This window comes from Candidatus Eisenbacteria bacterium (assembly GCA_005893305.1).
In the GTDB taxonomy this organism is placed as follows: Bacteria; Eisenbacteria; RBG-16-71-46; order SZUA-252; family SZUA-252; genus WS-9.
On sequence record VBOZ01000013.1, the window covers coordinates 54,008 to 76,540 of the forward strand.

13 protein-coding genes, 4 tRNA genes and 3 pseudogenes (1 of these 20 running past the window's edge) are annotated in these 22,533 nt (G+C 66.1%); 11 read left to right on the forward strand and 9 right to left on the reverse strand.

All coding sequences use genetic code 11. The annotated features are described in order from the left end of the window. From E6K79_05015 to E6K79_05025, 3 genes and pseudogenes are all read right to left on the reverse strand, one after another. Positions 1-9,307, reverse strand: a pseudogene (locus E6K79_05015) (hypothetical protein) (it extends 92 nt beyond the left edge of the window). Then, on the reverse strand, positions 9,304-11,451 hold the full coding sequence (locus E6K79_05020) for a response regulator (GenBank protein ID TMQ65417.1): 2,148 nt from the start codon (positions 11,449-11,451) through the stop codon (positions 9,304-9,306). The pseudogene E6K79_05015 and the gene E6K79_05020 overlap by 4 nt, the downstream one beginning before the upstream one ends. Positions 11,452-11,604: 153 nt before the next feature. Beyond that, positions 11,605-12,690: a hybrid sensor histidine kinase/response regulator gene (locus tag E6K79_05025; protein TMQ65418.1), complete on the reverse strand. Its 1,086-nt coding sequence runs from the start codon at positions 12,688-12,690 to the stop codon at positions 11,605-11,607. Positions 12,691-12,890: 200 nt separating this feature from the next. Between E6K79_05025 and E6K79_05030 the strand changes: the two genes are divergently transcribed. Then, the gene (locus E6K79_05030) at positions 12,891-13,478 is read left to right on the forward strand and encodes a DNA-3-methyladenine glycosylase I (protein TMQ65419.1); all 588 of its coding nucleotides are present in this window, start codon (positions 12,891-12,893) and stop codon (positions 13,476-13,478) included. Positions 13,479-13,514: 36 nt separating this feature from the next. Here E6K79_05030 and E6K79_05035 read toward each other — a convergent pair whose 3' ends face one another. Beyond that, complete coding sequence (locus E6K79_05035; protein ID TMQ65420.1) at positions 13,515-14,003, reverse strand: DUF664 domain-containing protein; 489 nt, start codon at positions 14,001-14,003, stop codon at positions 13,515-13,517. Positions 14,004-14,113: 110 nt separating this feature from the next. Between E6K79_05035 and E6K79_05040 the strand changes: the two are divergent. The 4 genes and pseudogenes from E6K79_05040 (at position 14,114) to E6K79_05055 (ending at position 16,512) form a co-directional block, all read left to right on the forward strand. Continuing rightward, positions 14,114-14,757 (forward strand): annotated as a pseudogene (locus E6K79_05040) (dihydrofolate reductase). Between the two features lie 16 nt (positions 14,758-14,773). After that, on the forward strand, positions 14,774-15,577 hold the full coding sequence (locus tag E6K79_05045) for a carbon-nitrogen hydrolase family protein (protein TMQ65421.1): 804 nt from the start codon (positions 14,774-14,776) through the stop codon (positions 15,575-15,577). A gap of 79 nt (positions 15,578-15,656) precedes the next feature. After that, positions 15,657-16,121 (forward strand): AraC family transcriptional regulator, encoded by a 465-nt coding sequence (locus E6K79_05050; GenBank protein ID TMQ65422.1) that lies wholly within the window; start codon positions 15,657-15,659, stop codon positions 16,119-16,121. A gap of 5 nt (positions 16,122-16,126) precedes the next feature. Beyond that, positions 16,127-16,512, forward strand: a pseudogene (locus tag E6K79_05055) (DUF488 family protein). Between the two features lie 121 nt (positions 16,513-16,633). Here E6K79_05055 and E6K79_05060 read toward each other — a convergent pair. Beyond that, positions 16,634-17,218, reverse strand: a complete 585-nt coding sequence (locus E6K79_05060; GenBank protein TMQ65423.1) for a hypothetical protein — start codon at positions 17,216-17,218, stop codon at positions 16,634-16,636. 46 nt (positions 17,219-17,264) lie between these two features. Between E6K79_05060 and E6K79_05065 the strand changes: the two genes are divergently transcribed. After that, complete coding sequence (locus tag E6K79_05065; GenBank protein TMQ65424.1) at positions 17,265-17,444, forward strand: hypothetical protein; 180 nt, start codon at positions 17,265-17,267, stop codon at positions 17,442-17,444. Positions 17,445-17,530: 86 nt separating this feature from the next. On the opposite strand, the gene E6K79_05070 is transcribed toward E6K79_05065, so the two are convergent. After that, entirely contained in the window at positions 17,531-18,397 is an 867-nt protein-coding gene (locus E6K79_05070) for an SDR family oxidoreductase (GenBank protein TMQ65425.1), read from the reverse strand. Continuing rightward, positions 18,289-18,798: a hypothetical protein gene (locus tag E6K79_05075; protein ID TMQ65426.1), complete on the reverse strand. Its 510-nt coding sequence runs from the start codon at positions 18,796-18,798 to the stop codon at positions 18,289-18,291. Before E6K79_05075 ends, E6K79_05070 begins: the two co-directional genes overlap by 109 nt. A 112-nt stretch (positions 18,799-18,910) precedes the next feature. Here E6K79_05075 and E6K79_05080 point away from each other — a divergent pair, with 112 nt between their 5' ends. Then, a complete protein-coding gene (locus E6K79_05080) occupies positions 18,911-19,744 on the forward strand; it encodes a class I SAM-dependent methyltransferase (GenBank protein ID TMQ65442.1) in 834 nt (277 codons plus the stop codon). A gap of 244 nt (positions 19,745-19,988) precedes the next feature. On the opposite strand, the gene E6K79_05085 is transcribed toward E6K79_05080, so the two are convergent. Beyond that, a tRNA-Lys gene (locus E6K79_05085) sits at positions 19,989-20,064 on the reverse strand. A gap of 171 nt (positions 20,065-20,235) precedes the next feature. Here E6K79_05085 and E6K79_05090 point away from each other — a divergent pair. Continuing rightward, positions 20,236-21,618, forward strand: coding sequence for a hypothetical protein (locus E6K79_05090; protein TMQ65427.1), 1,383 nt, complete (start codon positions 20,236-20,238; stop codon positions 21,616-21,618). A 48-nt stretch (positions 21,619-21,666) separates the two neighbouring features. On the opposite strand, the gene E6K79_05095 is transcribed toward E6K79_05090, so the two are convergent. After that, the gene (locus tag E6K79_05095) at positions 21,667-22,113 is read right to left on the reverse strand and encodes a single-stranded DNA-binding protein (protein TMQ65428.1); all 447 of its coding nucleotides are present in this window, start codon (positions 22,111-22,113) and stop codon (positions 21,667-21,669) included. A gap of 140 nt (positions 22,114-22,253) precedes the next feature. Between E6K79_05095 and E6K79_05100 the strand changes: the two genes are divergently transcribed. The 3 genes from E6K79_05100 to E6K79_05110 all read left to right on the forward strand — a co-directional run bounded on the left by E6K79_05100 (position 22,254) and on the right by E6K79_05110 (position 22,525). After that, positions 22,254-22,327: transfer RNA gene (locus tag E6K79_05100), tRNA-Pro, on the forward strand. 30 nt (positions 22,328-22,357) lie between these two features. Continuing rightward, a tRNA-Arg gene (locus E6K79_05105) sits at positions 22,358-22,431 on the forward strand. Positions 22,432-22,450: 19 nt separating this feature from the next. Next, positions 22,451-22,525, forward strand: a tRNA-His gene (locus E6K79_05110). Positions 22,526-22,533: the final 8 nt, after the last annotated feature.

Genomic DNA, 22,533 nt, shown 5'->3' on the forward strand with positions numbered 1-22,533 from the left:
TGGCGTCGGAGGAGAACGCGACCCTCGACCCGCCGCCGGCGGAGCGGTCGCGGGCGGAGTGCTCTCCGCTCAATCTCAGGAGCAGCCCGGAGGCGTTGTGCCACCCCCGCTCGAGCCCGACGACCGACTGCGTGCGCGTCTCGTCGCCGTCGTGGAGCCACCGGTACTCGCTGTACGTCCGGCCCATCGACCCCAATGCCGATTGGGCGCCCAAGAGCGTGGAGCTGGAGCGGGCGCCCATCCCTTCGTTTCGCTCCTGACGAAGATAGAGCTGGCTTCCCGCCACGGTGAGCGCGACCCCCCCGCGGAGGGCGCGTCCGGTCGAGCCGTCCGAGCCCCGCAACTCCAGCGCGAGCGACGGCAGGGGCCACCATTCCAAGCCCAGCGAAGTGCGGTGATTCAGAGGCCCCGAGAATGTCTGCTGCCTCTCGGCGGAAGTCCGGATCGGTCGGATCGGGCGCCACCAGAGGCTGGCCGCGCCGGTCTGCAAGGTGCTACGCGCCGCGTTCACGGAATCCACGGTGCGCTGCTCGAATTCAGAGGCGACGCCGAACGGGCCGGCATCGCGCCGCCACTGGATGCCCAAGCGGCTCATGTCGCGAACGGCCGCGCTGTCGCCGAGTCCGATCCCGAGCCGCTGTTCACGATTGAATCGGATTCCCCACCAGCCCCATCGACCCGCTTCGAAGGCGGCCTGCGCCCCGTGGCGGGCAAAGCCCTGGCCCCCGGGATCGTTGCTGCCCGTAAATCCCGGCTCCGACCTTCGAACGAAGCCGGCCACCTTGATCCGGCCCGGTTTGTGGAGCCACTCGCCGACGTCGAGATCGGCCGCCACCTTCCAAGCGTTGCCGCGATTCGCGGCGGCGGAATCCGCGTCCGCGAACGACAGGCCGCCGTCCTCGCTGACGAACGTTCCGCCCGCCACTCCCTCGCTCCGCGCCACCTCCCCCACGATTCGCGCGTGAGAGCCGACCTTCACTTCGGTATCGCCGCTCCAAAGACGGTAGGGACCGGCCCTGGCCTCGTCCTGGAGAACCGTTCCGCCCACGGCGAGGAATTGCGCGATGGGCTGCCGGAAGCGGCCGCCCACGGCCGCACGCTCTTGGATCGATCCGCGGGCTTCGTACTCGGCCTCGATCGTCACCGGCTGACCGTGAAGCTGGGTGCCGTCGACGAGCGAGCCGTCATCCCAGACGCTGGGAATGGGCCTCATGAAGAGGAGCCTTCCCTCGATCTCCTTGGCGTTGAAGTCCACGCCGCGCTGTTGCCTGTAGCGCACGAGGGGGAGCCCGGTGTCGCGGTCGCGGACAACGAGCGAAACCTGAATGCTTCCCTCGAGGATGTCGCGATGACTCAGGTAATAGAGGGTTCCGCCGGTCGCGCGAATCTCGTCCTGCACGTGCACCTCGCGCGCGGCCGCGCCGAACGCCGTCAGGGACGTTCCCGGGTTGGGCGTTCCCGCGGCAGGACCCAAACGGACCTGGGCTCCATAGAGGGTCCGATGGAATGCGGCCAGCTCCACCTCGTCGATGGAGATCGGGAAGTCCCCAACGGAGGCCCGGAACGCCCCGCCCTCGACGGCGAGGAAGAAGCGTCCGCCCCCTGGAGCGCCGTACGCGACGGCGCTCGAGTCTCCGTAGACCGGATAGAGACGATCCGGATCGAGGTTGACGAGGAGGCGGTCGCGGCCGGCGTCGTCTAAGTCCTTGAAGAGGTCCCCGAACTTCCTCCGGCGGGAGTCGAACGCCGACGTGACCAAGTAGCGGCCGGCGATCCAGCCTTTCAGGTGATAGGCGAGGCGCCCCTCGGTATAGACGCCCTCGCTCTGGCCGGCCCCACGGAGGGCGGAGCCGGCTGTTTTCCCGATGACGCCGTCGGCCAGCGCGACCAGGAAGAGGCGCTTCGATCGGACATCGACCGGCCGGTCGATCTCTCCGCGGTGTCCCTCGGCGTCCTCGACGGCGATCTTCAAATTGCTCTTCCCTTCCGGCAGCGTCACCGTCCCGGAGAAGGCGCCGCCGCCGTCCACGTGAAGCGACTCGGCGTTCGCCCATACCCGGTGCCCCGGCGCGGTCTGCCCGGAGAGGCGCAGCTCGCGGCTGGAGAGGACGGACGCCGCAGGCGGCAGGGCGACCGTCAGGTTCGGAATCCGGTCTACGACCACGAGGTCCTGCCCTTCGTCCGCATGGTCCAGGACCCGAACGATCAGATTCGCGACGCGGAGCGCGCCGGTGGGATCCCGAACGACGAGGGCGATCCCGTTCTCGCCGACGTGCAGGGGGACTTCCCTGTTGAACTCGCCGCCCCGCGCGACCGGGACGACCACGCCGTCGACCTCGACCCGATTTCCGGGATCGGTCCGGCCCGAGACCTGGACGTGCGCCGCGGCCGACTCCCGTGGCGGCGCTCCGGGGCCCGCGACCTGGGGCACGCCGCTGCCGGCCCCGCGGGGTCCTACCGTGACGCCCGGCGCGGTTCCGCCGTAGGGGACCCTCACCTCGCCCCGGGGCTCCACGATCTCGAGGCGCGGGAGTCGAACGAGAGCGCTGGCCGTCCGCCCCTGCCTGTCGCTCAAAGTGACCGCAAGCGTGTCCCCGGTGGCCAGAGGCACCGAGCAGGAGAATCGCCCCACCGAGTCGACGGGGACGGAGAGACCCCCGATCCGCGAGGAGGCTTCGCCGCGATAAATGTCGTAGAGCCGTGCTCTCTGGACTTCGGTGCCCTGGCCGTGGATCTCGACTCGCCGATTGAGCTCTCGGCCTTCGGGCGTCGCATTGTTCGCCACGGGACGCTGTTGCCCGAAAGCGAGGACGACAAGGCGCGAGCGGGGGATCCGCTCTCGCTCGACGAGATAGCGAACGGCCGCCTCCGCGCGGGCACGCGAAAGCGCTAGGTTCCCGGCAGGAGAGCCTACCGAGTCGGTGTGGCCCTCCACGATTACCTTCTCCGTCGGAGAACGCCGCAGCGCCTTTGCGAGCTCGGCCAGGGCCGTCACCGCCGCCGGGGTGAGCACCGCGCGGCCGGCCTCGAAGGAGTCCCCGGTCATGGTCATGGAGATCGACGTGCCCCGATCGACACCGAAGGCGCGGCGCGGACCACATACCTCCAAACCGTCCGCGTAGGTGACCCGAAGCTGATATTCGTAGACGGCGCCTCCCACGAGGCCAGACGACCCCGATCCGGTTCCGTCCCAAGGGCACACGCGCGGGGGGGCTCCCGGTCCCTTGGCTGACCAGAGGACCGCTCCCTTCTGATCGCGGACGTCCAGGGTCCAGTCGCGAACGGTGGACGTGTCGCTCGCGTTGAGGGCGAATACCGCCGGCTCCCGAAGGCGATCGCCGTCGAGACGCACCACGTCGTTCAGCCCGACGGACGTGAGGCTCGCTTCGACGGCACGGAGGCGAACGGCCACCCCGTTCACGACGAGGGCGGCACGGAGCGCGTTTCCGGCGACGACCACGCTTCGATCCATTTCGTCGGTCACGATCGCGACGCCGCTCACGGGTGGACGGCCGATCTCGAGCGAGTCCCGCTGGAAGGAGACCCCAAATCGAACCGAAGTGAGCAGCCCCGGCGAAACGTAGGCGACCGGTGCGATCTCCGTCGTCGCGGTGGCCGGAAGGCCGAATCGCTCCAGATCGAGCTTCACGACGTGCGGACCCGGATCGAGGTCGGGAAGGTGGAACCGCCCTTCGGCGTCCGTGCCGACGGAGGTCCCGTCGTCGAGCATCACGACCGCTCCGGGAAGGCCCCTCTCGTCGCGGCCCTGAAGACCGTCTCGATTGGAATCCTCGAAAACGCGCCCCACCACCGTGCCGCGAGAGAGGAGCGCGTCTTCGTCCACGTGGACGGTCGCCTCCGCCCGGTTCGAGGCCCCGCAGGCGGAGCAACCGGCGAAGGCGGACGCCGCATCCACATAGGAGCCAGGCGTCGCGCTGGCGCCCGGCACGAGCACCCAGCTCAGGGCGATATATCCCGGCTCGCCGGGTCCGGCTTGGCCGTCCCCATTCAGGTCGGTGAACGCCGCCAGCGTGTCGAGGGCGAACCGCTGGACGCCCGATCCGGACGGATCGGCAATGACACGCCCGTCCCGCGTCGAGCTGCCGGGGAGGTATCCGAATCGTGGAGGCAGCTCGTTCTGAACTTCGAAATTGGCGAGATTGACCGACGTGCGATTTCGAATTTCCAAGGTGTAGCGCACCGGCTGGCCGGACTCGACCCGATCGCGGTTGGGCGTCAGCCGGAGGTCGACCGCGAAGCTCGTGTCGTCGTCCAGGTTCGTCACTCCCACGTCCGGCGCGTTCCGGGTGTTGTAGCTCGCGTCCGTGCTGGTCGCGGCCGCCGTCACGATCGTGTACGCCACGTTGCCGTCGACCCCGAAGTCGTCCACACCGGTGACGGTTGCCGTCTGCGCCGTGTTCCAGTTGCCGGGCGTGAAGGTCAGGGAGGCCGGAGCGACCGTCCCTTCGCTCAGATCGCTGGACGAAAGCCCGATCGTCACGTTCGCGGTCGGCTGCGTGTCGAGCACCACAGTGAACGTCGCGGTCCCGCCGGCTTCGGTCGTCGAGAGCCCAGAGGTCGGGGCCACCGTGATCCCCGGTGTGTCGTCATCCGTATTCGTCACCGCGGCGTCCGCCGCGTTGAGCCCGTTATAGCTGCCGTCGGTGCTGGTCGCCGCCGCCGTCACGATCGTGTAGGCCACGTTGCCGTCGACTATGGGATCGTCGACACCCGTCACCGTCACCGTCTGTGCCGTGTTCCAGTTCGCGGGCGTGAAGGTCAGGGAGGCCGGAGCAACCGTCCCCTCGGTCAGATCGCTCGAAGAGAGTCCGATCGTCACATTGGCCGTGGGCTGAGTGTCGAGAATCACGGTGAACGTCGCGGTACCGCCGGATTCTGTCGTCGCCAGGCCGGACGTCGGCGTCACCGTGATCCCCGGCGTGTCGTCGTCCGTGTTCGTCACCGCCACGTCCGCCGGGTTGAACCCGTTGTAGACCCCGTCCGTGCTGGTCGCGGCAGCCGTCACGATCGTGTATGCGACCGCGCCGTCGACCACGGGGTCGTCGACCCCGGTGACCGTCACCGTCTGCGCCGTGTTCCAGTTGCCCGGGGTGAACGTGAGGGACGCGGGTGCCACGGTCCCCTCGGTTGGATCGCTCGAGGAGAGCCCGACCGTGACATTCGCGGTCGGTTGGGTGTTGAGCACGATCGTGAACGTCGCCGTCCCGCCCGATTCGGTCGTCGTCAGGCCGGAGGTGGGCGTCACCGTGATCCCCGGCGTGTCGTCGTCCGTGTTCGTCACGCCGACGTCCGCGGCATTCATTCCGTTATAGATCCCGTCCGTGCTGGTCGCCGCCGCCGTCACGATCGTGTACGCGACCGGGCCATCGACCCCGAAATCGTCCACGCCAGTCACGGTTACCGTCTGGGCGGTGTTCCAGTTCCCCGGGGTGAACGTCACCGACGCGGGCGCCACGGTCCCCTCGGTCAAATCGCTCGAGGAGAGCCCCATCGTGACGTTTGCGGTCGGTTGACTCGTGAGCGCCACGGTGAAGGTCGCGGTCCCGCCCCCCTCAGTCGTCGTCAGGCCGGATGTCGGGTTCACCGTGATCCCAGCCGTGTCGTCGTCCGTGTTCGTCACGCCGACGTCCGCTGCGTTCCGCCCGCTGTAGTCCGGGTCCGTGCTGGTCGCCGCTGCCGTCATGATCGTGTACGCGACTGCGCCGTCGACCCCGAAGTCGTCGACGCCGGTCACGGTCACCGTCTGCGCCGTGTTCCAGTTGCCCGACGTGAATGTCACCGAGGCCGGGGCCACCGTCCCCTCGGTTAGGTCGTTCGACGTAAGCCCGATCGTCACGTTCGCGGTCGGCTGGCTCGTGAGCGCCACCGTGAAGGTCGCGGTCCCGCCCCCCTCCGTCGTCGTCAGACCCGATGTCGGGTTTACCGTGATCCCCGCCGTGTCGTCGTCCGTGTTCGTCACGCCGACATCCGCCGGATTCATTCCGTTATATATCCCGTCCGCGCTGGTCGCCGCGGCCGTCACGATCGTGTACGCGACCGGCCCGTCGACCCCGAAGTCGTCCACCCCCGTCACGGTCACCGTCTGCGCCGTGTTCCAATTCCCCGACGTGAACGTCACCGACGCAGGCGCGACCGTGCCCTCGGTCAAATCGCTCGAGGAGAGTCCGATCGTCACGTTCGCGGCCGGCTGGCTCGTGAGCACCACGGTGAAGGTTGCCGTCCCACCGCCCTCCGTGGTGGTCAGGCCGGAGGTCGGAATCACCGTGATCCCAGCCGTGTCGTCGTCCGAATTCGTCACGCTGACGTCGGCGGCGTTCCGCCCGCTGTAATCGGGGTCCGTGCTGGTCGCCGCAGCCGTCACGATCGTGTACGCGACAGGTCCATCGACCCCGAAGTCGTCCACGCCAGTCACGGTTACCGTCTGGGCGGTGTTCCAGTTCCCCGGGGTGAACGTCACCGACGCGGGCGCCACGGTCCCCTCGGTCAAATCGCTCGAGGAGAGCCCGATCGTCACATTCGCGGTCGGCTGGCTCGTGAGCGCCACCGTGAAAGTCGCGGTTCCGCCGCCCTCCGTGGTCGTCAGGCCCGACGTCGGAATCACGGTGATCCCGGCCGTGTCGTCGTCTGTGTTCGTCACGCCGACGTCCGCCGCGTTCCTCCCGCTGTAATTCCCGTCGGCGCTGGCCGCCGCAGCCGTCACGATCGTGTACGCGACAGGTCCATCGACCCCAAAGTCGTCGACCCCGGTCACCGTCACCGTCTGCGCCGTGTTCCAGTTCCCCGAAGTGAACGTCACCGAGGCCGGGGCCGCCGTCCCCTCGGTCAAGTCGCTCGACGAGAGCCCGATCGTCACATTCGCGGTCGGCTGGCTCGTCAGCACCACGGTGAAGGTCGCCGTCCCGCCCCCCTCCGTCGTCGTCAGGCCGGAGGTCGGAATCACGGTGATCCCTGCCGTGTCGTCGTCCGTATTCGTCACGCCGACGTCCGCCGCATTCCGCCCGCTGTAGTCCGGGTCGGTGCTGGTCGCCGCAGCGGTCACGATCGTGTACGCCACCGCCCCGTCGACCCCGAAATCGTCGACGCCCGTCACCGTCACCGTCTGCGCCGTGTTCCAGTTCCCCGACGTGAGCGTCACCGACGCCGGGGACACCGTCCCCTCGGTCAGGTCGTTCGAGGAGAGCCCGATCGTGACGTCCGCCGTCGGCTGACTCGTGAGCGCCACGGTGAAGGTGGCCGTTCCGCCCCCTTCGGTGGTCGTCAGGCCTGAAGTGGGGATCACCGTGATCCCAGCGGTATCGTTGTCCGTGTTCGTCACGCCCACGTCCGCGCCGTCCCTCCCGCTGTAGCCCGGGTCCGTACTGGTCGCCGGGGCCGTCACGATCGTGTACGCCACCGCACCATCCACCCCAAAGTCGTCCACTCCGGTCACCGTCACGGTCTGCGCCGTGTTCCAGTTTCCCGACGTGAACGTCACCGACGCAGGCGCGACCGTGCCCTCGGTCAAATCGCTCGAGGAGAGTCCGATCGTCACATTCGCCGTCGGTTGGCTCGTGAGCGCCATCGTGAAGGTGGCCGTCCCGCCCCCCTCCGTGGTCGTCAGGCCGGAGGTCGGAATCACCGTGATCCCCGCGATGTCGTTGTCCGTATTCGTCACGCTCACGTCCGCAGCGTCCCGCCCGCTGTAGCCCGGGTCGGTGCTGGTCGCCGGGGCCGTCACGATCGTGTACGGCACGTCGCCGTCCGCGACGAGGTCGTTCACCCCTGTGACGGTCACGGTCTGCGCCGTACTCCAGTTCCCCGCCGTGAACGTCAGCGAGGCCGGAGCCACCGTGCCCTCGGTCAGGTCGTTCGATGAGAGCCCGATCGTCACGTTCGCCGTCGGTTGGCTCGTCAGCGCCACGGTGAAGGTCGCCGTCCCGCCCGCCTCGGTCGTGGTCAGACCGGAAGTCGGGTTCACCGTGATCCCGGCGATGTCGTTGTCCGTATTGGTGACGCCCACATCCGCCGCGTTCCGGCCGCCGTAGTTCGGGTCCGTGCTGGCCGCGGCAGCAGTCACGATCGTGTACGGCACGTCGCCGTCCGCGACGAGGTCGTTCACGCCTGTGACGGTCACGGTCTGCGCCGTGTTCCAGTTTCCCGCCGTGAACGTCAGCGACGCGGGCGCCACGGTCCCCTCGGTCAGGTCGTTCGATGAAAGGCCCATCGTCACGTTCGCCGTCGGCTGGCTGTCGAGCACCACGGTGAACGTCGCGGTTCCGCCCGCCTCGGTCGTCGTCAGCCCCGAGGTCGGTGACACCGTGATCCCCGCGATGTCGTTGTCCGTATTCGTCACGCTCACGTCCGACCCGTTCTCCCCGTTGTAGCTGCCGTCGGTGCTGGCTGCCGGAGCGGTCACGATCGTGTACGGCACGTTGCCGTCGACGACGAAGTCGTTCACGCCCGTGACCGTCACCGTTTGGGCCGTGCTCCAGTCCGCCGGCGTGAATGTCACCGACGCGGGAGACACCGTCCCCTCGGTCAGGTCATTCGACGAGAGCCCGATCGTCACGTTGGCCGACGGCGGGCTATCAAGCACGACGGTGAACGTCGCGGTTCCGCCCGCCTCGGTCGTCGTGAGACCGGACGTCGGGTTCACCGAGACCCCCGGGGCAAGGATCACGAGCTGACCCAACGCCGGATAGGTCGTGGTGTCGTAGGCGAGCCACATATCGTTGCCCGAGGCGGGCCCGACTTCCAGCTTGAAGCCGACCGACTTGCCGGGGCCCAGCGTGTAATTCACGAATCCGAAATTGAACGTGTCCTGAATCCAGGTGCCGGTATCGCTCACGTCCCAATCGGGCCGGGTCACGGTCGCCGAGGCGATCTGGACGCAGCCGGTTCCGTTGTTGTTGCACTCGACGAGATAGCCGACCAGCGAGCCGCCGGCGCTGATGTTGAAGTTGTTCACGGCGGTCCAGATCGTGTTGGACACGAGGCCGTTGAGCGTGAACCCGCCCCCACCGGTTATCCAAAGCTGGTACTTCGTCGGATCGCTCTCGCCGACCCCGGCCCCTCCCTGCTGAATCCAAAGTCCTGGAAACGCATCTCGGGCGGGATCGTAGTTGGCGAGCGCCACGCGGGTGGGGGCTGTCGCCTTCAGCTGCGCGACGGGGACGTCGCTGCCGTCCCCGATGCCTTCGTTGTAGCGCACAATGGTGAGAGCGGTGGCGTCGGTCGCTGCCGCAGAGAGAGCCGCGAAGGCGAGAAGCCCCGCGATCGCGCAAAGCGAGAGACGCCGGGACTTCATCGCTTGCGGCTCGATTTCTCTCCAACGGGTTGGGGGCCCGACCGCTGCTCGCGGAGGAGCCGCTGGACGGCCTGGGTCAGCTCGCCGATCTGGACGGGCTTCGAGAGAACCAAGTCGATTCCCGCGGTCCTTATTTGCTCTGGATCCTGCTGAACACTCCAGCCGCTGAGGAGCATGACGCGGGTGGAAGGAGAAACCTTCTTCGCTTGCTTCGCGACGTCCCAGCCGGAGAGGCCGGGCATGCTCAAATCGGTAATCACCAGGTCGAAGCGCCCGCCGGCAATCTGTTCCAACGCATCACTTCCGCCGGCGGCCGTGTGGATCTCATGACCGAGCGGCTCCAGTACCTCAACGCAGATTTCCCGGTTGATCCCGTCGTCGTCGACGACCAGGATCCTCCCGTGCTGGGTGGGAGCACCGGAATCGATAGCCCGCAAGTCATTGCCGGCCGCTTCGGCCGGCTGGGCCGGCGGGAAGACGAGGCCGATCGACGTCCCTTTTCCCGCCCGGCTCTCGACTTCAATCTCCCCCCCCAGGCGTCGGACGATCCCGCGAACAACGCCCATTCCAAGCCCCTGTCCATGGGTCTTGGTCGTGAAGAAGTTCTCGAACAGCCGTTCCTGAACCTCCTTGGTCATCCCGCAGCCCGTATCGGAGATCGTCACCCGGGTGCCTTTTCCACTCTTCGAAGTCGCGATCCGGATCGATCCGCCGTTCGGCATGGCCTCGACCGCGTTGAAGATCAGATTGCTGATCGCTTGGGTCAGCTCGCGGACGTTTCCAGTAATGGCTGGGACCGACGGAAGGGTTGTCTCAATCTCGATGCGGACTCCTGACGCGCTCAGCTCGCCTTGCCACTTCGGGGTCGTCAACTCCACCGCTCCGCGGACGACATCGTTGAGGTCCACCCGCTCGGAGGGCCGGTCCTTTCGAATTCCCGCGAAGTCCTGGAGCCGCCGCACCGTATCGGCACCCTGAAGCGCGAGCTTCTCGACCATGCCGGCCTGCTTCAGGACGCGGTCGCGAGGAACGCCGTCCTGGTCGAGATCGCGTTGGATCAGTTGGCTGTTCATCAGGATGCCGTTGAGGAGGTTGTTGAAATCATGGGCCACACCGGCTGCCATCTCGCCGATCGCCTTGAGACGTCCGGTCACGACGAGCTCATCCTGAGTGCGCCGGAGGCTGTCGTACGCGCTTTGTAAATGCTCCGCCTGGCGGGCGCGCTCGAGCGCGACGGCCAATTGGCCGGCCAGGGCCGAGAGGTACGAGCTGTCGTCCTCGTCGAACGGCCGGCCCTCCCGTCGCCCGGTGACGTTGAGAACCCCCAGCACGTTCGTCGGCGTCCGAACGGGAACACTGACGGAAATCGGGATGGAGGCGAAGGGGCCGTGGGCGCCGGGATGCCCCCCGGCTTCCACCGCGGGATCCATCGGATCGCCGTTCGAGTAGAGCTGCTTCCCTTCCTTGGCCACGCGGCCTGCGACTCCCGACCCGAGGGGCACGCGGGTCTGGGTCACGATGTTCTTGTCGAGGCCGCGGGACGCTGCGATGGAGAGCTCCGTGCCTTGCTCATTCACGAGCATGAGCGATACGCGCTCCGCGTCGAGCTCCTTCGAGACCAGCTCGACGATGAAGTCGAGTAGCTCCTCGATGGACGTAATCGCGGCAAGGCCGGTGCCGGCGGAATTCAGGGAGCCGAGGCGTTTCACCGCCTCCTGCAGAAATTGGTTCTGCCGCGTTTGCTCTTCCTGAAGGCGCCGGTTCTCCAGACGCAGGCGGCGCTCCGATGCAGCGCGCTCCGCGACGGCCACAACGTGATCCAGCTCGAAGGGCTTGTCGATGTAGTCGTAGGCCCCCTTGCGGAGGGCATCGACGGCGGTCTTCGCGGAGGATTGGCTGGTCATCATGATGATGGCCGCGTCCGGATCGCGCTCCTTGATTCGATCGAGGAGGCTGAGCCCGTTCATCCCGGGAAGGACGATGTCCAGGAACGCGACGGAGACCGGACCCTGCTCGAGCTTCGCGAGCGCCTCTTCCGCGGAGGAGGCTGAAGCGGTTTCATAACCCTGCTGCTGGAACAGGGTCGTCAGGACGTATTGGACCGTCTTTTCGTCATCGACGACAAGCACGCGAGTGCGTTCCATGCAGGGTCCTCGGGCGAGGGGTGCGACCTAGCCTTATTCCTGATCCAATCGGTAGTTCGGGGCGCTATCTTTAGGCGGGGAGCGTTTCTTGGCGGGCAGCGGTCGCGGGAGGAACGCGGATCGCCGGCAGCGAACATGCGGGATCCCTTCGACTTACCAGAGCGCTCCCGCGGCCTGTTCGATGAAAGGGAGCGTTACGCGGAACTCGGAGCCGTGCCCCATGCTGGACTCGGCCGAGAGGTCTCCACCCATGGCCAGGATGAGCCTCCGCGCGACCACGAGGCTCAGGCCGTGGCCCGAGGAGTGGTGCTCGATGTCCGATACGTCAAGCCCATCGAAGAGCGTAGCGACGTGATTCGGGTCGAGCCCCGGCCCTCGGTCGATGAACGAGACGATGGGCCGCGTCGGGTCTGTCCCGATCCGAATTCGAATGGGACCCCCGCGCGGGCTGACGCGGATTGCATTGTCGAGGAGCGACTCGAAAATCGTGAAGAGATGGCCTGGATGGATGCAGCCGATGAGAAAAGGAGGGCCTTCGATCTCCACGTTGCAATCGCGAGCCGCGAGTCGGTCTTGGGCGGATGCGATCGCCTGATGGATCAGGGGAACACAATCGGTCGCGACGCATTCCATCGAGATCTGCCCGCTGCGGATCGAGGCGAGGAAAGTCGCGCTATCAATGAATCGAAGAAGGCGGGTGGCCCCCACCAAGATAATACCGGCGAGGTCCCGACGCTCCGAGTCGTCCATGGTGTCCTGATCGGAGAGCATCTCGGCAGGCGCGAAAATCTCGGACAGCGGGGTCCGGAGCTCGTGACCGAGCAGCGTCAGCAGCCTGCTCTGGAACTCGTCCACCTCTTCCACAGTCTTTAGTCGAAGGTAGACGTGCACCTTGGCGCGAAATTCATCGGGTGAGAACGGCTTCACGATGTAGTCGTCGGCGCCCGCATCGTATCCGCGTACGCGCTCTTCGATCTTCGCGTTCGCGGAGACGAGAATCACCTTGAGGTGCTTGAGCGTCGACTCCGCGCGCAGCGTCCGGCACACGTCGTACCCGCTGACGGCAGGCATCATGATGTCCAGGAGAACGACGGCCGGCTTCAGCCGCTTGGCGGTTTCAAGCGCCTCCCGTCCGTCGGACAATCCGGTGACGTCGCACTCCTCTCCGAGAAGCTCTTCGATGATGGCCAGGTTCATCGGTTCGTCATCGACGACCAGGATTTTGGGACGCTGCGGCACCGGAGAGCTCCTCGGGCTGGCGACCACGAACTAGCTAAATTCTCCTCGATTTGTCGGCCTCAACGGCTCGGAGGTTGAGGAAATTCGATGGAAGTCCCGACGGGCCATTCTGATGGGGGCAATCGTGCTACCAGAGACCGGGAGCACCGTCCATAATTCGGCTGGCTGCGGAATGCCGCACGAAAAGGGGAGATTCCTGGATGAAACGATCGAGCAAGCGAGTCTGCGGGTGGGCGGCCGGGGACAACCCCCTCATGCGCCGCTACCACGACAAGGAATGGGGCGTGCCGGTGCACGACGATCGGCGCCTATTCGAGTTTCTGACCTTGGAAGGCGCACAGGCGGGACTCTCGTGGAGGACAATCCTGGGAAAACGGGAGAATTACCGCGAGGCGTTCGCCGGCTTTGATCCGGTGCGGGTCGCGCGATTCGATTCGAGGCGCCGGACGTCCCTCATGAACAATCCGGGCATCGTGCGAAACCGCCTCAAAATCGAGTCGACCGTGTCGAACGCCCGCGCGTGTCTCGACGTGAGGAAGGAGTTCGGTAGCTTCAACGACTACTTGTGGCAATTCGTAGATGGGAAGCCGCTCCAGAATCGGCGGAGAAGCTTGCGCGAAGTTCCCGCGCGAACCCGCGTGTCGGATGCGCTCAGCATCGATCTCACGAAGCGCGGCTTCCGATTCGTCGGCTCCACCATCATGTACGCCTTCATGCAGGCGGTCGGGATGGTGAACGACCATGAGATCTCTTGCTATCGACAGCTGGAGCTTGCGCGCCGCCGCTAAGGGGGAAGCTCGCGCCCGACCTCACGGCGCGGATGATCATTTGAGCTCCGGAGCAGGCCTGAGCTCTCCGACGAAGGCCTTCGTCATGGATAGGATCTGGCCCGTGTGCATCGAGAAGTGTTCCACGAGGTGGTAGACGCACCACAACACGGTCAGCTTCTCGTCGCGCGTGGCCCGGAGTTCAAGAAGCGCCTCACCGGAGAGTCCCGCGAGGTGACGATCGACCTCGCTCATCGCCGCGCGGAGATCGGACATCAACTTCTCGGGTGAAACGGGGCCACGCCTGTCAAACTCAGCCTGACGAACGCGTCCGATCGGCTCGCCGCCGATCACTTCGACCGCCCAGTAACGGCTGCTCCCGGTCAGGTGGAGCAGCAGGTTGCCAATGCTGTTCGAGGGGTCGTTGCTCCGGGACCAGACCTGCTCCGGGGTGAGCTGAGCCAGGCAGCGCTCGATCTTCGGCATGTAGTCCTCGGTAAGGAACGCCCGGGAATCGCTGATGAATTGCCTCGACAGGTCAGGCATGCGCCCTCCAGTGGAGTTGCATTTCAAGACAGATATGAACAGTATCAGAGTTCGCCTGCGCGAGAGCAGGGTTGAACGTGCGAGCGCCGGCCTCCGAGGGAGGGTAGGACGTGTCTAAGCTGCGCCTCATGATCTCGATGGCGCTCGACGGCTTCGTTGCCGGTCCCAACCAGAGCGTGAACAACCCGCTCGGGATCGGCGGCATGCGTCTGCACGAATGGGTGTTTCCGTTGGCGGTCTGGCGCTCGACGCACGGCCTTGAAGGCGGAGAGGTCAACGAGAGCACGCGGGTCGTCGAGGAATCGCTCGAAAACATCGGAGCGACGGTGATGGGGCGCAATATGTTTGGCGGCCATCCGGGGCCGTGGGACGCCAAGAAGCCGTGGATGGGTTGGTGGGGAGCCAATCCGCCCTACCATCACCCGGTGTTCGTTCTCACCCATCACCCACGAGAGCCGCTCGCTCTCGAGGGCGGGACGACGTTCATGTTCGTCACCCAAGGGATCGAGGCGGCGCTCGAACAGGCGCGCCGAGCCGCGGGCGGCAAGGACGTGTCCCTCGCCGGCGGAGCGCGTGCCGCGCGGCAGTACCTAACCGCGGGCCTCGTTGACAGGATGGATATCCGCCTCGTGCCGATCCTCCTCGGCAGCGGCGAGCGGCTCTTCGAGGGCGTGGGCGCCGATCTACGCGTCTCGAGCTCGTCCGGACTGTCGCCACGCCAGTGGTGACGCACCTCAAGTTCGCAAGGCGTTGAAAGAGGCGAGGCTTCCGTGATCATCGGCCTGGCTTCGCCCGGGGTGGCCTCGACCCTTGACGAGGGCCTGGACAAGATCAAGCTCCTCATGTCCGAAGCTTCCGCCCAGGGCGCGGAGATCGTGTGCTTCCCGGAAGCGTATCTGCCGGGTCTCCGGGGACAGGACTCCGAGGTATTCCTCTACAACGCCGCGCATCACGACAAGGCCCTCCACGCCGTGGCGGAGTGGGCGCGAACGTATTCGGTGGCCACGATCCTCGGGATGGAACGGCTCACGGAGGCGGGCCGGCAGATCGCGGCCTTTGTCATCGACGCCCAGGGCGAACTTCAGGGGTTCCAAACCAAGAACCAGATCGACCCGACCGAGGACCGGTTCTACGTGCCGGGAGAAACCCGGCGCCTCTTCGAGATTCGAGGGATCAAGTTTGGCGTCGTCATTTGCCACGAGGGCTGGCGCTACCCCGAGACGGTGCGATGGGCGGCGAAGCGGGGCGCCAAGATCGTGTTTCATCCCCAGCACACGGGAAGCAATCGCGATGGCGTTCGTTTGACGGAGTGGGGCGCGTCCGGCGGCCCTTTCTACGAGAAGGCGATGATGCTTCGGAGCATGGAGAACACGATCTACTTCGCCAGCGTCAATTACGCCCTACGCTTCCAGGAATCCGCGACATCCCTCATCACGCCTTCAGGCCGCTGCCAGGCGTACCTCCCATATGGCCAGGAGGGCGTGCTGGTGCAGGCCATCGAGGTCGAGGAAGCGACCGGTTTGCTGGCCGGTCGGTACGCCCCTGAGCGTTATCAAGAATTTAGGCCGGGGTGAGTGTCGAGCGCGGGCCCCTCCGTTCGACTAGCGGATAGGAGAGGATCCAAGCCGGTCGCCACAACCGAAAGGACACGCCATGCTAGACACGCCGCGCATTACCAAGACGACCCCCCGCATCACCGCCAGCATCCACATGACAATTCCGAGAGCCGAGATGCCGAAGGTCTTCGGGCCGGGCGTCGGCGAGCTGATGGCCGCCATCGCGGCTCAGGGCATCGAGCCCGCCGGCCCGGTGTTCACGCACCATCTCAAGATGGCCCCGGACATCTTTGACTTCGAGCTGAGCGTCCCGGTCAGTCGCCCCGTGGTTGCCGCGGGCCGCGTGAAGCCGACGGTGTGGCCCGCGATGAGAGTGGCTCAGACGGTATATCAGGGACCTTACGAGGGCCTTCCGGCGGCTTGGCGCGAGTTCATGGGCTGGATTTCGGCCGAGGGACACACGCCGGGCCCGGATCTCTGGGAGTGTTACATCACACACCCTGACTCGAACCCAGACCCGGCAACCTGGCGCACCGAGCTCAATCGACCGCTGGCGGATTAGAATCGATGGCCGTCCGGATCGTTCGTCTGGGTACCGACCGATCTCCGCACGAAGGGCTGCGGATCGGCACGGTCAGGCGCCCGCCGCGGGGCGTCCCAAAATCCGAGTTTTCGTCCGGCAATTGGTACGACGTCTGGCTCCCGAACTTGGCCCCTTCCCGCAGACGGTCAAGCTGGGCCTAGGCGCCAAGTCTCAGCGCGAGTGGAACGCATTCGTGAAGCGCTATCGCGCCGAGATGGCGATCCCCGAAAGCAGCCGGGTGCTTGATTTGTTGGCTGCCCTATCGCATGAGTCGAACTTCTCCGTGGGCTGCTATTGCGAAGATGAGTCCCGCTGCCATAGGTCCGTTCTCCGCGAGCTCCTTCGCGACCGAGGGGCCAAGATCCTATGAAAGGAAAATGGCCGATATGGCCTGGAGTGCCATCTCATACACCGGCCCGATTGTGCCTACGCAACAACGAAGGCCCCGGACTCGAGTCCGGGGCCTCGGTGCTTTGGGCTATTGAGCCGTGTCAGGGGCGCGAATAGACCCGGAATTGCGCGATCCGGAAATCGGAATTGGTGTCGACGGTCCACATCAAGTCTTCGAGGCTCGCGTCGAACATCGAGCTTGGCGCCAGCGTGAACTTCGATTGCCCGTTGCCGCGCGTCAAATCGATGGTGCCCAGGAGACAGAGGGTCTCGCCGTTGAGGAAATCCGTCATCGTATTCGCGCAGACGTGCAGGGTTCCTCCGGGCTTCCCGAGAATTCGGACATATATGTCGTAGATTGCTGCCTGGTTCGTGGCCAGCACGGCCTGGTGATCCGAGGTGGCGTTGCAGTCCTCGATGCTCCAGCCCGTGGTCGAGTTCGTAACGCGCACCTGCGCGCCCCTGGCGTCGCGATTGACGAAGATGCGGTGACCGTCACCGCAGTTGCCGTCGTACGTCTTGCCCGCGGGATAGCCGATGACGTTGAAGTTAAATTCCAGCTTGGAGCCGGCTGGGATCGGCTTGGGATTTGCCGACGCTGGCGTCGCCACTGTCATGAGGAGAATCGAGCCGAGGAGCGACACAAGAGCAGCGGAAAAACGATTTCGAACCTGGGAGTGGCGCATGATTGTGCCCCTTTGGGAGTGGATCCCTCCGGCGGATGCCGAAGCGATGAGCCTGATTCGCATGGTCGGAGATGACCCTTGCCTGGAGATCGCCGCGCTCGACCCGCTCCATTCCCCCTGGAGCCGCGACGCGGGCCAATACAGCAGGTACCATGCCGTGTCCCGCATTGCGGGATGCGCCGAGGCAAACCCGGCCGGGCGCCCAGGAGTCTGGTGGTGGGGATGAATTGCCAGCGATTCGCAACGTGGGGCGTGCCCTGTCTGGTGCGTTTCCGCACGCGGAGGGGCAACGGGGTGCGCGCGGTTCTCCAGCTATAGCATCAGGTCACCGCCGTTGATATCGAAGGACGCCCCCGTGATGTATCCCGCCGCCTCGGAGGCCACGAAACAGATCAGGTCTGCAACCTCTTCGGCTGTCCCGAGCCTGGCGATCGGATAGCTCGCCGCGAGGGCGGCAAGCTGCTCCTGCGTTGCGTGCTCGCGTGTCAGCTCGGTGTCGATCATCCCCGGACAGATCGCGTTCACGGTGATCCCGAACGGTCCGAGCTCCTTGGCCGCGGCCCGGGTGAGTCCCTGGAGCCCGGCCTTCGACGCCGTGTAGTGCGCGCCACCCAGGGTGCTCACCGTCTTCCCGGCGAGGGAGGAGATGTTGACGATCCGCCCGTACTTGCGCTCCTTCATCGGCCGGACCACCGCCTTGGTGAGGAGAAAGGGCGCGGTGAGGTTCACTTCGATCGCGCGGCGCCACTCGTCCGCGGTGAGGGTTTCGAAGCGGGTGGAGTGCGCGTAGGCAGCGTTGTTGACGAGGATATCGAGCCGCCCGAACCGCTCCAGCACCTTTTCAATGATTGTGTCCGGCGCGTCGGAATCGGTCACGTCCCCGGGCACGGCGAAGGCCCGGTCCCCAAGCTCCCGGGCCAGCGCGTCGGCGCGCTCTTGATCGCGGACATTCACCGCGACCGATGCTCCGCGCGCAATGAGACGCTCCGTGGCCGCGCGCCCGAGTCCGCGAGCCGCGCCCGTGATCAGGGCGACACGTCCGTCGAAGTCATCTCGGGGGGAGCGCGCGGTCACGGCGCGCTCGCCTCGTCCTCGGCGGTCGGGCCGCGAGTGGCGCGATCGATCTGTCGGATCGCGCCCAGGTGGTATGCGAGGTGCGCGACGCTGCCCGCCATCCAGCCGGCCTCGACGTCACTCACGTCACGAGAGGTGCCGAGCGCCTCGGCCCACCGGGTCGCCTCGCGTCGGAGCTCGTGGCGCAGGATTCGCCATTCGCTCTCGGACACGACCGTCCGCCGCCAGCTGGCCGTCCAGTCCATCTCGGGCCAGGGGGGCGAAACGCCCTCCGCCCATCGATTGAGGAGCGAGAGCCCGTACCGGAGATGATCGACGTGCGCGGCGATCGACGCTCCGCCTCCGTGGATCGCGGAGGCCGCGGCCGCCGAGAGCCGATCGAGTGACTCGAGCAGGCCGCGATCGCCCTGGTTCAGCACGAACGTCCGCGCGTTCGGATCGGGAGAGCCCTGGACCAGCTCATCGAAGATTGCCCGTAGAGCCATGGCGACGGGGTCCGCGCTCATGGCCGCAGTGTAAGCTAACGAACCGTGGACGGGAATCGCCGGGTGGGAATTGGTCCGCCGGGCGTTCAATGATGCGTTGACCTCTCCAGCGGGCGGGGGCATCGTGCCGCACATGAGATGGAAGCGGCATCTGGCAAATCTTCCGCTCGTGGGCCCTCTACTGCTCTTCGCCTACCGGGCCCGGGCGAGCGCGGCCACGGGGCTCGGGCCGCTCCGGGAATACGCGCGCTGGCTCGTCGCCTCGCGCGAGCTCACCAATTACACCTACGATCTGACGGAGCGGAACAAGCGGCACCTCGCGTGGTTCGTCTCGGAGGTGGCCGGAATCGCCCCCGCCGCCGCGCTCGGATACATCCAAGAGCTGGAGAACGACGAGGACCTTCGCGCGCACATCCGTAGCGCGATCCAATCTAGCCCGGACGGTCGATTCAGCGACCGGGAGATCCGGTTCGGCCGTCGCCTAGGGTGGTACGCCATCGCCCGAGCGACCAAGCCGGGCGTGGTGGTAGAGACAGGCGTGGACAAGGGTCTGGGCTCCTGCGTCCTCGCCGCCGCGCTCCGGCGAAACGCCGAGGAGGGTCGGCCCGGCATCTACTACGGCACCGACATCGATCCCAAAGCCGGATTCCTGTTCGGGGGCGAGTATGCGAAAGTCGGGAAGCTGCTCTACGGAGACTCCGTGGAGTCATTGCTCCGCCTGGACGCGGGCATCGGCCTGTTCATCAACGACAGCGACCATTCGGTCGACTACGAGGCCCGGGAGTACGCCGTGATCGAGTCGAAGCTGGCCGGCTCGGCGATCGTGCTGGGCGACAATGCCCACGCCACGGACGAGCTGCTCCGATTCGCAGAGCGGAGTGGCCGCAGATTCCTCTACTTCCGCGAGCAGCCGGATCGGCACTGGTACCCGGGGGCCGGAATCGGGGCTGCGTACTTCGGCCACTGAGAACGATCGTCGATGCCAGAGCCAGACCAGGAGAGGAGGATGAAAATGGCCGCTGACCGGCGGACGGTGGACGAACGCGGCGACGGATCTCAACGCGAACAGGGTACTCAAACGCCGGCTGAGGGAGCGGACTCTTCTCTGAAGCTCGCGACGCCTCCCGATGACGGACCGACGGGGGGCCTTTTCGACCGGCACGGTCCCTTGCCCTGGTGATCGGAGGATATGGTTCAAGCGAAGAGGAAATTGGTGCGCCGCGAAGGAATCGAACCTTCAACCTACTGATTAAGAGTCAGTTGCTCTGCCAATTGAGCTAGCGGCGCACACATCCGGGTGGGAAATCGGTTGAAAGCTAGGTGGATTCGGGCTCCAAGTCAAGGTTTGACCGCTCGCGGCAGGCCCCACCAAGGCACAACCCGCCTCCGGCTGGGAACCGGCAGGCCCTCCAAGTGGTGTCAGTGGTACGCCAAGCGCCCGAATGCTAGCATCCGAGGATTGATCCGATCCGCCCCCATACTGCTCCCGGAGACCCATTGATTCAGCGCCCTCGGCGCCGCGCCCGACATCTCCTCCGCCTGGTCGCCGGCGTTGCCCTCGGTCTCGGAGTATGGACCTGCGCGGGAGCAGGCGAGAAGCCCCGGCCCAAGGTCCTCCTGATTGGGGTCGACGCAGGGGAGTGGGACGTGCTCGGTCCCCTGCTCGACCAGAAGAGGGTGCCCGCCTTCGCGAAACTCCGCGATACCGGGGCGTCCGGTAAGCTTCGCTCCCTCGAGCCACTCACCAAGAGCCCGGTCATCTGGGCCAGCATCGCCACCGGCAAGGTCCCCAAGAAGCACGGTGTCTCGGATTTCTTCGTCAAGCAGGGTGAGAGAGAACGCTCGGCGGCCCGGGCGCGCGGCGACAGCGCGGCGGCCGAATCAGATCCGATGGTGACCTCCAACCTCTGGCGAGCCCGGCCGATCTGGGACATTTTGGGCTCCCTTGGGAAAAAGGTCGGCGTCGTCGGATGGTGGACCACCTGGCCCGCTCAGCCGGTGAACGGCTCTCTGATCACCGACTACGTGCAATACGACCTCGCCGATTGGGGAGCCCGCGACACGCGGCGGACCTACCCCGCCTCGCTGGACTCCCTGGTGGCCGCGCTTCGGCGCACCCCCGAGAGCGTATCGTGGGCCGAGCTGTTTCAGTTCGTGCCCGCGATCGACACCACGAAGGTCACGGAGCGCCAGAAATCCCTCGTCCAACAGCTGCGGTGGATTTACGCGGCCGACATGACGTTCTATCGGGTCGCCATGCACCTCTATCGCGCGTCGCACCCCGAATTCTTCACGGTCTACTTCCGCGGTGTCGACGAGGTGTCGCACGTTTATTGGGACATCGACCTGCCGAACAACTCGCAGTTCGTCTCCTCGGACGCGGAGTACGATTGGCTGAAGCGGATCGTCCCGAATTACTACGTGTTCACCGACCGGCTGATCGGAGACTTCCTCCGCGAGGCGGGGCCGAAGACGAACGTGATCGTCTGCTCCGACCACGGATTCCAGGGAGGGGGCAAGGGCGTCGGCGCCCACAAGGTCGACGGGATCGTCCTCATGATGGGACCGGACGTGATGCGGGACGCGAACATCTCGGGCGCGACGGTACTCGACATCACACCCACCGTCCTCGCGCTCTACGGGCTCCCCACCGCACTCGACATGGATGGGCGCCCCATCGAGGACGCGCTGATGCCGGGCGTGATGAAGCGCCTGGGGCACGAGAAGCACCTCGCAACCTACGAGACCGCGCGCCCGAAGGGAGGAAGCGAAGAGCCTCTCCGCTCCCCCGTTGACGAGGAGTTGCGCGAGAGGCTCCGCTCACTCGGCTACATTCAATGACTTCCGCTTAGGCCGGGGCACAATCCCCGTTCTACAAGGCCAGGCTCCCTAGAACGGCAGATCGTCGTCCGAGCCGCCGCCGCCCGCGGGCGCCATCGACTCGTCGGGCGCACCGCCTCGTGAAGGCGAGTCGGCCGCGGGATCTCCGTTTCGATCCGCACCGGCACGACCCAGCATCTGCATCGATTCGCAGATGATCTCGGTCTTGTACCGAGTCTGCCCTTCCTTGTCCTGCCAGGAACGGGTCTCGAGCCGGCCCTCCACGTAGACCTGCTTTCCCTTGTTGAGGTACTTCTCGCAGACATCCGCGAGCTTCCCCCAGGCGACGATCGAGTGCCACTCGGTCTTCTCCTGGCGCTGGCCGTCCTGGCCGGTCCAGCCGCGGGAAGTCGCCATGCGGAAATTGGCCACGCGCTGCCCGCTCGGCGTGGTCCGGATCTCCGGGTCCGAGCCCAAGTTGCCCACCAAAATGACTTTGTTCACTCCTGCCACGATGCACCCCCGGTGCGTATAGGTTGATGTCGGGGAACCACTAGACGATAGGCGTCGGGTCGCGGCTCGTCAAGGCGAATGGCCCTGATTGACTGCCCGGCGCGTGGGAGGCTACAGTGTGTGGCTGGCGCCGGCGGCGGCACCGGGGCGTAGCGCAGCCCGGTAGCGCACCTGCCTTGGGCGCAGGGGGTCGGAGGTTCGAATCCTCTCGCCCCGATTTCGTGCCGGCGCCCCCCGACTACCTGGAGCGCCTGTAGCTCAGTTGGATAGAGCAGCGGATTTCTAATCCGCCGGTCGGGGGTTCGACTCCCTCCAGGCGCGAAGCCCGTTCCGACACACGGTGGATGTAGCTCAATGGTAGAGCACTGGACTGTGGCTCCAGGTGTTGCGGGTTCGATCCCCGTCATCCACCCCATTCTTGGC

What these genes read in the sequence shown, in the direction of transcription:
- E6K79_05020 (TMQ65417.1), bottom strand. Translation starts at nt 11,451, where the DNA reads ATGGAACGCACTCGCGTGCTTGTCGTCGATGACGAAAAGACGGTCCAA.
- E6K79_05030 (TMQ65419.1), top strand. Translation starts at nt 12,891, where the DNA reads ATGAAACGATCGAGCAAGCGAGTCTGCGGGTGGGCGGCCGGGGACAAC.
- E6K79_05035 (TMQ65420.1), bottom strand. Translation starts at nt 14,003, where the DNA reads ATGCCTGACCTGTCGAGGCAATTCATCAGCGATTCCCGGGCGTTCCTT.
- E6K79_05050 (TMQ65422.1), top strand. Translation starts at nt 15,657, where the DNA reads ATGCTAGACACGCCGCGCATTACCAAGACGACCCCCCGCATCACCGCC.
- E6K79_05060 (TMQ65423.1), bottom strand. Translation starts at nt 17,218, where the DNA reads ATGCGCCACTCCCAGGTTCGAAATCGTTTTTCCGCTGCTCTTGTGTCG.
- E6K79_05065 (TMQ65424.1), top strand. Translation starts at nt 17,265, where the DNA reads ATGAGCCTGATTCGCATGGTCGGAGATGACCCTTGCCTGGAGATCGCC.
- E6K79_05075 (TMQ65426.1), bottom strand. Translation starts at nt 18,798, where the DNA reads ATGAGCGCGGACCCCGTCGCCATGGCTCTACGGGCAATCTTCGATGAG.
- E6K79_05080 (TMQ65442.1), top strand. Translation starts at nt 18,911, where the DNA reads ATGAGATGGAAGCGGCATCTGGCAAATCTTCCGCTCGTGGGCCCTCTA.